An 11,613-nucleotide genomic window follows, 5' to 3' on the forward strand; every position below is an offset into this window, starting at 1 on the left:
AATGGAGATAGTTTTGAAATCACTATAAATGCTAATAATGATATTGATTACAAAGATAAAGTAAAAATAAATATTAAGTTTTTTAATGATAATCAAAAAGTGCATGATAGATTTATTTATACATTACTTATTTTAATGATTTGGGATTTTAGGCTTACTGATATGTTTTCTTAATTTAAGGCTAAAAAATTATTTAAAAATCCCGCCCTTCATTCTTTATAGTTTTTTTATGTAATTTAAGTGTTATTATATTTATTGCCTTATCAGAAATTTTAACACCCACCCAAGATTTTTTTAAATTTAATACTTTACTCTACGCACGGTAAGTGAAATTTCAAATACAGTAAAAATTAGAATTAAAAATTGATATATACTTATAACTTTATTCTACGTGCGGTAAATAGATTATAAAGTTAAATAAAATTTTGGGTGGGTTTTATAATTGTACTGCGGATTTAAAAAGTAAAAATCATATAATATTGCTGAATATAAAGGATGGACATGCGTAAGTAAATTTTTAAATAAAGAATTATTTAGAATTAGCTATTTTATTCATCATAGTTTTTTAACTATAAATGATATAATAAAAAGCAATGCACTAAAGTCAAGTACATTGCTTTTATAAAAGTTGTAAAGATGTTTAGATTAATTACTTCCGTATCCTCTTTCTTTCAATAAAGCAGCTATAGCCAATTTTTTAGCTCCAGAAGCTCTTGCGAATTCTCTTTTTAGTGTTTCATCATCGTATGAAGAATACTGCATTTTATATTTTGCTACATCTTCATTAAAATTTTTTGCCTGCTGCCCAACAAACTCGGCACCAGATTTAAGCATATCAAAAAATCCCATAATTTTCTCCTTTTTTATTTAATTATTTATTTTGCAATTAAAAATTATTTATAGTTAATATTTAAAAATACGTATATATGCATTAAGTATATAAAAAAAAACAAGTATTTTTATATAAAAACATGTTTTTTACACAAAAATATTATGCATAAATAAAGGCGATACCTCAAAAAGATACCGCCTTTAATTATTTTAAATTTATTGTTTAACTTTATTTAGCCTCTATAACAACTTTATGCTGTCCGTCATAACCGAATACTTCAGGATTATACATCTCTTCAGCTTTAGTAGCAGGAAGCAAATATTCACCAGGAGTAACAGCACGAACTACATATCTATATTCATGTGTACCGTCACTAAGCATATCAGCAAACAATAACACTTTGTCATTGTAGTTTTCAGTGTGATTGAATCCGCCCCACCACCAAGTAGGTTTTCCGGCATTGCCTGTTAAGTTTTTAACCTCGCTGCTTTCTGTAGCAAAGCTTGCATTTAATATTCTCATACCTGCCGCAATAGGAGTATCCACCACAACGAAATGTCTTTCAAAAGGAGCTGTAACTTTTACTACTACAATATATTCTTCTCCCTGCTTGAATTTATCTTTAGTTAAGTCTAATACTTTTCCGTCTTTAGTTTGATACTGTCTTTCAACTTTTATTCCGGCATCTCTATTAACAGCCAAATCACGAGGAGCATAAGTGAGTCTTACACCATAATAAAGTCTTCCATCTCCGTTTCTTTTTATATTAGCAACAGAACTTCTAGTATTTGAATTGCTTAATTTCTCATCCATAAACTCATCTAATGCATAATTTTCTGTTACGCTAGGCTGAGTTCTTGAATTAAATGTTTCTGAAAGTAAAGTTTTTCCTTCGTATACAAATTCTGCTTTGAAATTAGGATAAACATTTTCATACTTTCTGAAATACATATTCATAGCAGCAAATACTGATACATTGTCCTGAGTATTTAAATATCTTCCGTTTTTTCTTGATTGAACAAGCCAGCGAACCACTTTTTCATTTATAGCATTATCATATTCTGTTTCTATTAATGCATATAAAGCAACCGCAGTATCTCTTACTGATGAAGAGTGTATCCAATATAAATTAGCATATCTAGTTTCTAATTCATAATGTGCTGTTGTAGGGTCTTCTTTAATAGTATTTAGTATATACTGTCTAACTTCAGTCAATGCTTTATTATCATATTTATTGTAATACATAGCTCTCATTAATTGAACCTGTCCGTAGAAAGGTATATTATTAACTTGAGGGTATATTCTGTCTATTATAACTTTTACATCATTAGCATTATATCCGCCTTCAGCAAGAACAGCCGCAATATAGGCTATAGAAGAAAGATTGATATATTCATCAAACCAGAAGCTAGGTTTTTCAGCATTTCCGCTCTTAGCATAATTATTAATATATTCCAATGCTAATGATAAAGAATTCTCATCAACAGTGTATCCTTCTTTCTTAGCCTTAATCATAGCATCAGCAGCATAAGCAGTAAGCCATGGAGATGTCCAAGTTTTGCTAGGCCAGTATGAGAATCCTCCGTCAGGACTCTGATATGTAGGCATAGTCTTTAAGAAAGTTTGTACTGTGTTGTCTAAACTCTCTTCTGTTATATCTGTAAGCTTCATATCAACCAATATTCTCTTACTAGTTATGATAGGATAAACTCTTGATAACTGCTGTTCCAAACAAAGGTAAGGATAATTTATAAGATAATTTATACCTCCTGTAAGCTCGCTGAATGCACTAGGAGACATATAAACTTCTAAACTTCCTGCACCTTTATATGCTTCTGTTACGCTAGGTATTCTTAGCATTAAATCAGTATTATTATTTGTCATACTTGAGAACATAGCAACAGATTCTGTAGTCATAGGCACATTAACTTCAAATGTTTTTTCTACAGCATCAGTATATTCTCCGCCTTTAGCAAATATAGTAACTTTAGCCTCTCCTCTGTTTGTAGCTATAATATCGAATCTTACATCAGCATTTCCGCCTTTAGGAACTTTTACTGTTTGAACATCATTTTGTATCATAGCATTAGAAGCAGCGGCTTGAATCTCTATTTCTAAATCTTGATCAGAATAATTATATATTATAGTTCCTGCTTTCAATTTATCTTCAACATAAGCGAATTCAGGAAGCGTAGGCATAAGCATAAGATTTTTCTTAACTACTACAACATCATCAGAAGCACCGAAATATCCGTCGCTATTTATAGCAGAAGCCATTATTCTAAATGATGTAATATTATCAGGTAAATTGAATGTAACTGTAGCTTTACCGCTTGCATCAGTTTTAACTCTTCCTTGATAGAATGCAGTTGTCAAGAAATTCTTTCTTATACTAAATACATCCATACCCATAGCTTCAGCTTTAGCCATCATATCATTAGCAGCTCTCATACCATCGCCGCCAGGTGTATCTCCTTTCTCTCCATAGTTTCTCTGTCCTATTAAGTGTATTCTTGTGTCGGCACTTGCTACACTCAAAGGTCTTTGTCCGTAGAAAGTATTGAACCAGTTAGGAGTTTTATAACCTATTAAATTTAATACTCCTACATCAACCACGCTTAGCATAACCTCAGTTTCCATAGGCTGACTTTCTTTTATTTCTACATACAAATCTACTGTCATTTCATCTCGAGGCTCTAAACTGTCAGCAGATTTTGTTATTTTTACATTAAGTTCTTTTTCACGAGGTGATACTGAAAGTCCTGCATAACCTATTTTAAATGACGGCTTACCTTCATCAGTTGCATAATTAGTATAAGCTTCATTTTCAACCCTTCCTTTAACAAGCGAAACACCTACATATACATTAGGTAAATATTCAGGTTTTATAGGTACTTCTATTAAAGCAGTAGAACCTTCAATATTTGTTACATAAGAATCTATTACATATTCCCTTTCAACTGTTACTAAAGCAGTAGCAGATTCATAAGGAGATTTTACCATTATTCTAGCAGTTTCATAAGGCTTATATTCTTCTTTTTCTGTGATAAGCTCTAACAAATCATCATCAAACATAGCCCAAGGAGCGTAATCCTTACCTATAACATACATATATTCATCAGCTGCTACTTCTCTGTTTGCAGAATCTTTAGCTCTTGATAATATTATATAAAGTCCTGAATTTGTAGGAGTAAAGCTGTATGCAACAGGATCATTAGCTGTTGTAACAGTAGTAGTTTCGATAACATCGTCAATCTGTTTTGATTCCCATTCAAATCTTCCGCCTGTTATAGCCTTTTTTACAGATTCCCAATGTCTTCTTATAACTTGTACTTCTATTTGTTTGCCTTCAAGTCTGTTTCCTTCAGGATCAACAGCAATAAATTCTAACTGTGTAGGCTTATCTGTTTCTAAGAAATATCCTTGTCTCTTTATACCTATATAATAATCACTTCCATGAACTAGTACATTTTTAGTAGTACTTACTCTTTGAGAATCCTCACCAGATACAGTTGCTTCTATAGTTACATAAGCAGCATGTATAGAACGGCTTGCATCTATTTTAGGTGAATAAGCATATTCTCCTTTTTCATCCAAAGCTCCTGTACCATTTGCTATCATAGAATAATAATTATTATAATACTCATCTTCAAACCAGCTTAATTTTGTAAATCTAAATCCTGCATTATTAGGAGGAGTAAAGAAAGTTTCATTCATAGATATATTATAGTCTACTTGATTAGATATCATAGGCTCGCCGAATAAATACCAGCCTGACATCTTAATAGGCATTGTATCGCCTAAATAATAATTTTTATCTTCAACCCAAAGTCTGCTTTCATACTCTAAAGGTTTAAATTCTTCTACCCTAAAACTTTGTGATAAACTGTATAATTCTTCTTCATCTGTTTTATTTATATCATCTTTAAAAGCCACTCTTACACTATAATAACCTGTAGGAGCATCTGCCGGAAGAGTGAAATCTATTAAATAAGAACCATATTCATTTAAAGTAACAGTTCCTTTATGTATTTCCTCTCCTCTTGAGTTATTTATTGTAAATAAAGCATCTTTTAAACCATTAGGTATTTGCCAATTTCCTATTTTATTTTCTCTAACAACACCTTTTATATGTACTTCTTCTCCAGGTTTATATATACCTCTTTCTGTAAACATTGAGCCATTATAATCTTTATCAGAAGGAGAATAATTATAATTTATATCCATTCTCCAAGGCGAAACACCTGTACCCCAATCGCTGTTTATGAAAGATACATCATCGCCTTTTGTAACTATAGCCCATTGTCTTGGAGCATCCCATCTGCTTGCCCTTTTTATTCCTAATTCTCTGAATCCTTTAGTAGTTGCTATTCCGTTTTCATCTGTAGTTGCTCTGTCTAAAACTCTGTTAAAGTCATCTCTTATTTCTACTTCTGCACCTTCAACCGGCATTCCTGTTTTTAAGTCAGTTACAAATATAGTATTTGAATCTCCTGAGAATTTACCTGTTACTCCCATAGAAGTTATTTGTATTTGCGAAGATGATGAATAATCATATTGATTTTGATATCCGGTTTTACTTTTAAACTCTATAGATAAAAATCCATAATTATTATTATTCATATAGTTAGTTAAATAAAGAGCTGTTGTAATATATCTGTTTCTTTCAATATTAGGAGTATATTCAGTAGTATTATCATATCCGAATAAATTTCCATATTGATTAGTATAACTTCTAAACTCTGCCCCTTCATCATATCTGTATACTTGTTTATTTACAAATAGGAAAGGTATAATATTTTCTTTATCAACATATCTGCTTCTTATATTAATAGTATTAGGGTTCATTAACTGCACTGGAAGCTTCATTCCTTCATATGCTTCTACAACTCCCATTCCTGAAGGTATTGAAACACTAGGGTTATAGTCAGTAACATTTAATGTAATATTTTGTTCTTCACCTAAAGTCTGTCCGTAAGAATCTTTTAAATTTCCATTAATTTTTATATTATATGTAACATTTGGATTAAATCTTAATGAATAAAGTGAAAAACTCTTAGATGACCAAGAACTTTGCTGAATTTCCTCTTCTGTAGGAAGCTGTACTTCGGGAGTAATCTCAATATTTCTAATTAAGTCAGCCCATTCAACTCTGGTACTAAATTCTAATTTAGGAGCTTCCGGAGAATATGATGCTGTTACTGTCTGTTCTTTATTTCCGCTGAAATAGAAATCATCATGTATAGAAAAACTAAAGCTTTTAGCATCTGCTGTACCTAAATCACCATTAACAGCAGCAAGTCCTTGATCTATATTCACTGTTATTCCATCGTTTTTTGCTAAGGCAGTTTTAGGTTTTATAACTAATACCTGTTCTAATTGGTATTCATTAGTTTCCCATTCTCTTAAATCTTCTATTCTTGCATATCTTACATCAAAATCTATAGCAGTATTATTATTGCTTGAAATTAAGTGTATTTTTTCTTTTGCACTTTGAAGATATATAGGCATATTATAATATACAACTATATTAACATCTGTAGGAAGTTCTGACTGTCTGTCATAAGGAGAACTTTTCTGCATTATAGGTCTTAAAGTGTTAAAACTCCAAGTATAATCATTTTCCAATACTTCCCCAGTTAATTCGCTTTTTATTCCTTTTTTTAAAGTTACTTCAATTGCTGTATTATCCGGCAATGGCTTTGAAGGATAAAATGCTAAAGTATTAATGGAAAGCCATCTGTATTTACCTTCAACATCTACGTTAAAAGTAAAATATTCATTAGTAATGTCTGTTATAGCCTGCAAAGCTACCATTTGCTGATTAAAAGTTACTGTTATTGCTTCATAGTTGTTTCTTGAAGTATTTTCTCCAATAGGTGTAGCTCTGTCAATAGTAACAGCCGCAAACATACTTGCCCCCATTATCATTGTTAACATTAATGACATAATAGAAACATAATAAATATTTCTCAATTTTTTCATAAAGTCCTCTTTTTTATGTATTTTTTGACTCATAAAGTTATATCATAAATAATTTAAAAGTAAATAAATAATTTATAATACTTTACTAAAAAATCAAACTTTATATATAAAACTCAAGAAATGTAAAAAAGTGTTACTATTTAATATTATTAAACCGTTTATTTTAAACTATTTTTTTATTATAATTTACATTTAAATTAAATTTATTAATATAGTTATGAGATAAACTGATTATAGTTTCTGCAAAATTGCTGCTGTTATTTAAACATGGACATAATATAAAATCTTTAATATTATATTTATTAACAGCTTCTTCTCTATATTCAATATCTATTTCATAAATAGTTTCTGAATTATCTATTGTAAAAGCTAAAGGATATATCATTATTTTTTCACCACTATATTTTTCTATAGTATCCATTGTGCTAGGAGAAAGCCATTCTAATTTTCCTATTTTAGATTGATAAGAAAGTATTATATCTTTAAAATTAAGACCTTCATTATATAGTTTTTCTTTTAATATCTCAGCATTGCAATTACATTCATATTCATAAGGGTCTCCCTTTTCTACATACATTTTTGGTATGGAATGTGCTGATAATATTAATATATACTCGCTTGCATCTTTATCTTTTATGCTTTCTTTTATTAAATTTACTACTGAATTATTATATTTGTTATCATCATAATATCTGTCAATTATATTTATTTCAGGCTTATATCTTAATTTTTTCATTGCTTTAAAAATAGAATCAAAAGATGATTTTACTGTAACTTCTGAATATTGAGGATACATACTGAATAATGTGATTTTTTCTATCTTTTTTTCTTTTAATTCTTTCAATACATCATAAGAATAAGGCGGAGTATAATTCATTATATATTTATAATCTCTCGAATTATCCATCTCTTTTAACTTTTCTATTAATTTTTCTGTATGTTCATTTATTGGAGAGTTTCCTCCTATTGCCTCATAATGTTTTAAAACATTATCCCTAATTTTATTAACTATCTTTTTAGCTACCATATTTCTGATAATACCATTTTTTATGTTTAATATATAATAATCATTAAACATATTCTTCAAAAAAATATCTATTTCTTTGGTATTTCTAGGACCTCCCATATTAAAAAGTACAACTGCTTCTTTTTTTATCATATCATTCATAACATATCCTTATTAATAATATTTATTAATAAATAATATATATTTTTTAATAATTAGTCAACATGTATTGTGACTTTTATTATAAAAAATATAAAAATTACACGCATGATTAAAATTATATTAAAAAAAGACTTTAATTATGAATAACAAAATACTAATTTTAAATATTTATTAAAAAATTATGAATTATACACTTGAAATAATATTTATTATTTAGTATAATATATTTATTAATAATTAACACTAATAAGGAGTTTTTAATATGTCAGATAAAAAATTAACAACTGAATTCGGTGCTCCGGTTGAAAATAATCAGCATTCTATGACAGCAGGTGCCAGAGGACCTATGCTTTTACAAGATGTATGGTTTATGGAAAAGATGGCACATTTTGACAGAGAAGTTATACCAGAAAGAAGAATGCATGCTAAAGGTTCAGGTGCTTATGGTACATTCACTGTAACTCATGACATAACAAAATATACTAAAGCAAAAATATTCTCTGAAGTTGGAAAGAAAACTGATTTATTTGTAAGATTTTCTACAGTAGCAGGAGAAAGAGGTGCAGCAGATGCGGAAAGAGATATAAGAGGTTTTGCTATTAAATTCTATACTGAAGAAGGAAACTGGGATTTAGTTGGAAATAATACTCCTGTATTTTATTTCAGAGATCCTTTGAAATTCCCAGATTTGAACCATGCTGTAAAAAGAGATCCTAAAACTAATATGAGAAGTGCACAAAATAAATGGGACTTCCTTACTTCTTTACCTGAAGCTATTCACCAAATAACTATAGATATGAGCGACAGAGGTATACCTTACAGTTACAGACACATGCATGGTTTCAGCAGTCATGCTTATAGTTTCATAAATAAAGAAGGCAAAAGATATTGGGTAAAATTACATTTCAAAACTCAGCAAGGTATTAAAAACTTAACAGATCAGGAAGCTGAAGCAATAATAGCAAAAGACAGAGAAAGTTCTCAAAAAGATTTATTTGAAGCTATAGAAAGAGGCGATTTCCCTAAATGGAATATGAAGATTCAAATAATGACTGAAGAACAGGCTAATGCAAGCAAGAGAAATCCTTTTGACTTAACAAAAACTTGGTCTCAAAAAGAATATCCTTTAATTGATGTAGGCGTCTTAGAATTAAATAAAAACCCAGAAAACTATTTTGCAGAAGTAGAACAATCAGCATTCAGCCCTTCTACAATAGTTCCTGGTATTGGTTTCTCACCAGATAGAATGCTTCAAGGAAGATTATTCTCATATACAGACACTCAAAGATATAGATTAGGCGTTAATTATGCAAGTATTCCTGTAAATGCTCCAAGATGTCCATTCCATTCATTCCATAAAGATGGTTCTATGAGAGTAGATTCTAACAATGGCTCTGCTGTACAATATGAACCAAATTCTCAAGGAGAATGGAAAGAGCAGAAAGAATATGCCGAGCCTCCTCTAAAAATTTACGGAGATGCTTACAGATATGACCACAGAGAAGATGATGATGATTATTATACAGATGCAAGAGCATTATTCAATCTTATGACAGATGCACAAAAACAAGTATTATTTGAAAACACTGCAAGAGATATGAACGGTGTTACTAAAGAAGTACAATTAAGACATATAAAAAACTGCATGAATGTTGATAAAGCTTACGGACTTGGGGTTGCTAAAGCATTAGGCATTGATGAGAAAGATATATAATAAAAAATAAAAGTCAATTCTATTAAGTATAGCTAATACCTTTTTATGAGATATTAGCTATACTTTTATTAATGCCAATAAATTTCTTTATTTATATATAAAATTTCATATCTAAAACTATTAATCACCTATATCAACCACTTGTCCGTAAGGAGTTACTTCTACTTCTAAACCATTATTAAGTTTTACTTTATATAATCCGTCATCCATCTCAACCATCCAAATTTGAGCCTGAGGAAAGTATTGTTTTACAGCATTAATAACAGGTCTTGGAACCTGATTAATAGGAACCATCCAATCTGCAAATAAACTAGCACTTCCTAATATAGATAAAGCAAATATGAAACAAATTAATTTTTTCATAAATATCTCCTTTTTTGTATATTCAATTAACTTATATCTATATTATAACATATAAAAACAAATTGTCAATTTATTTTACATTATTTTAAATAAAATTTACAAAAAAAACAGCAATTTATTCAACTTTCATATTTAATAAATTTATAATCAATTTCAGTATTTTAATAGCATACTTTCTATAATTTATTTGATTGATTTTTTTTCTGTTTGAATAGATAATCTATAAAAAATAAACAGTAAGAAAAATAATTATGAATAATTTAATAAAAAAATTACAAATATCATCACAAAAAAGAATCATAATATTGGCATTAATTTCTGTTCTGCCTTTTACTATATATTTTTTATTTTTTGCTTCAAATATTAATTCTGATTATAAAATTACTGAAATAACATCTTATTTTTTTGCTTTTAAGGTTTTTTATTTATTTTGTTTTTCATTAATATTTAATTTAAATAATAAAAAAAATATACTTATAACTTCTTTGATCTTTTTATTTATAGGCATTATGGCAGTGCTTATTCCATCTGCTGATTTTACTATAAATGATATAATGTCAAGAAATGCCGATTTAATTTTCTTTGTTCATACAATTTTAAATAAAAACTTATTTTTGGATATTATATTTTTCATAATGTTTGCTTTATCATTTAATGAATATAAAAATTATAGAAATATCAATCATATATTTACTTTTAGTGCTAATATTATGATATTATCTTTTTTGATTAGTGCTGCTGTTTCTCTAATATTTATAATATGTTTTAATTTATTTATTAATTTATTTAAAGGAATTATTATAAATATATTTCCTGATACAGTTATTATTTTTAATATTTTTATATTATCTATATTTTATATATTTTCTTTTACGCCTTTTATAATTTACATCATATATAAAAAAGATATAAAAAATATATCAATATACTTTTCAAGAATAATAATGTATATAAGTTTATATAATATAGTTAAATATTTATTTTCTATGTTAATGCCTTATAATAATCCTTATGATATCAGAATAAATTTTATACTTTATAATGTTGCTCTCAGTATAGCAGCAGTAAATTTATTCTTTGTACGTATTGATTATAAATCATCTATATTTACAAAATTAGTTTATCTTATATTACCTGCAGCAGCAGTTATATTTAATATAATAATTTTGAATTCAACAATATATAGAATAATAGAATATGGCATTAGCCCAAATAAAATAACGCTATTAGGTATAAATTTGATAATATTTTTCCATTTCATTCTAATAATTCTTGAAAATATAATATCATTAATAAAATTGAGAAATATGAAATATATAAAAAATATTGTATTAAATAATAAAAATTCTTATGTATACGTTTATGGAATTGCAGCTTTTATAGTTTGTTTTATAATGCCTTTATTCTATTGATTTTTTATAATAAAAAAACAAGAGTTCTATAAAAGAACCCTTGTCTTTAACAGTAACATATAAAAAAATTAATTATATATTCTTAACCGAATTTACTCTCTCATTAGTGATGGCTTTAGTAGGACATTTTGCTATACTT

At 28.1% G+C, this 11,613-nt stretch carries 6 protein-coding genes; 2 read left to right on the forward strand and 4 right to left on the reverse strand.

The annotated features are described in order from the left end of the window. Positions 1–645: 645 nt before the first annotated feature. The 3 genes from Q0J90_RS02355 to hemH all read right to left on the reverse strand — a co-directional run bounded on the left by Q0J90_RS02355 (position 646) and on the right by hemH (position 7,985). Entirely contained in the window at positions 646–849 is a 204-nt protein-coding gene (locus tag Q0J90_RS02355) for a hypothetical protein (protein ID WP_297276380.1), read from the reverse strand. 211 nt (positions 850–1,060) lie between these two features. Beyond that, a complete protein-coding gene (locus tag Q0J90_RS02360) occupies positions 1,061–6,817 on the reverse strand; it encodes an Ig-like domain-containing alpha-2-macroglobulin family protein (protein WP_297276381.1) in 5,757 nt (1,918 codons plus the stop codon). A 163-nt stretch (positions 6,818–6,980) separates the two neighbouring features. Next, positions 6,981–7,985, reverse strand: a complete 1,005-nt coding sequence (gene hemH, locus Q0J90_RS02365; RefSeq protein WP_297276382.1) for a ferrochelatase — start codon at positions 7,983–7,985, stop codon at positions 6,981–6,983. Positions 7,986–8,247: 262 nt separating this feature from the next. Between hemH and Q0J90_RS02370 the strand changes: the two genes are divergently transcribed. Then, positions 8,248–9,699, forward strand: a complete 1,452-nt coding sequence (locus Q0J90_RS02370; protein WP_297276383.1) for a catalase — start codon at positions 8,248–8,250, stop codon at positions 9,697–9,699. Positions 9,700–9,819: 120 nt separating this feature from the next. Here the strand turns inward: Q0J90_RS02370 and Q0J90_RS02375 are convergent, their stop codons facing one another. Next, entirely contained in the window at positions 9,820–10,062 is a 243-nt protein-coding gene (locus Q0J90_RS02375; RefSeq protein WP_297276384.1) for a PepSY-like domain-containing protein, read from the reverse strand. A 251-nt stretch (positions 10,063–10,313) separates the two neighbouring features. On the opposite strand from Q0J90_RS02375, the gene Q0J90_RS02380 reads away from it, so the two are divergent. After that, positions 10,314–11,474 (forward strand): hypothetical protein, encoded by a 1,161-nt coding sequence (locus Q0J90_RS02380; RefSeq protein ID WP_297276385.1) that lies wholly within the window; start codon positions 10,314–10,316, stop codon positions 11,472–11,474. Positions 11,475–11,613: the final 139 nt, after the last annotated feature.

Source organism: uncultured Brachyspira sp., from assembly GCF_944390595.1.
In the GTDB taxonomy this organism is placed as follows: Bacteria; Spirochaetota; Brachyspiria; order Brachyspirales; family Brachyspiraceae; genus Brachyspira.

Bases quoted from the DNA above. Each gene is read 5' to 3' on its own strand.
- Q0J90_RS02355 (WP_297276380.1), bottom strand. From the start codon at position 849: ATGGGATTTTTTGATATGCTTAAATCTGGTGCCGAGTTTGTTGGGCAG.
- Q0J90_RS02360 (WP_297276381.1), bottom strand. From the start codon at position 6,817: ATGAAAAAATTGAGAAATATTTATTATGTTTCTATTATGTCATTAATG.
- hemH (WP_297276382.1), bottom strand. From the start codon at position 7,985: ATGAATGATATGATAAAAAAAGAAGCAGTTGTACTTTTTAATATGGGA.
- Q0J90_RS02370 (WP_297276383.1), top strand. From the start codon at position 8,248: ATGTCAGATAAAAAATTAACAACTGAATTCGGTGCTCCGGTTGAAAAT.
- Q0J90_RS02375 (WP_297276384.1), bottom strand. From the start codon at position 10,062: ATGAAAAAATTAATTTGTTTCATATTTGCTTTATCTATATTAGGAAGT.
- Q0J90_RS02380 (WP_297276385.1), top strand. From the start codon at position 10,314: ATGAATAATTTAATAAAAAAATTACAAATATCATCACAAAAAAGAATC.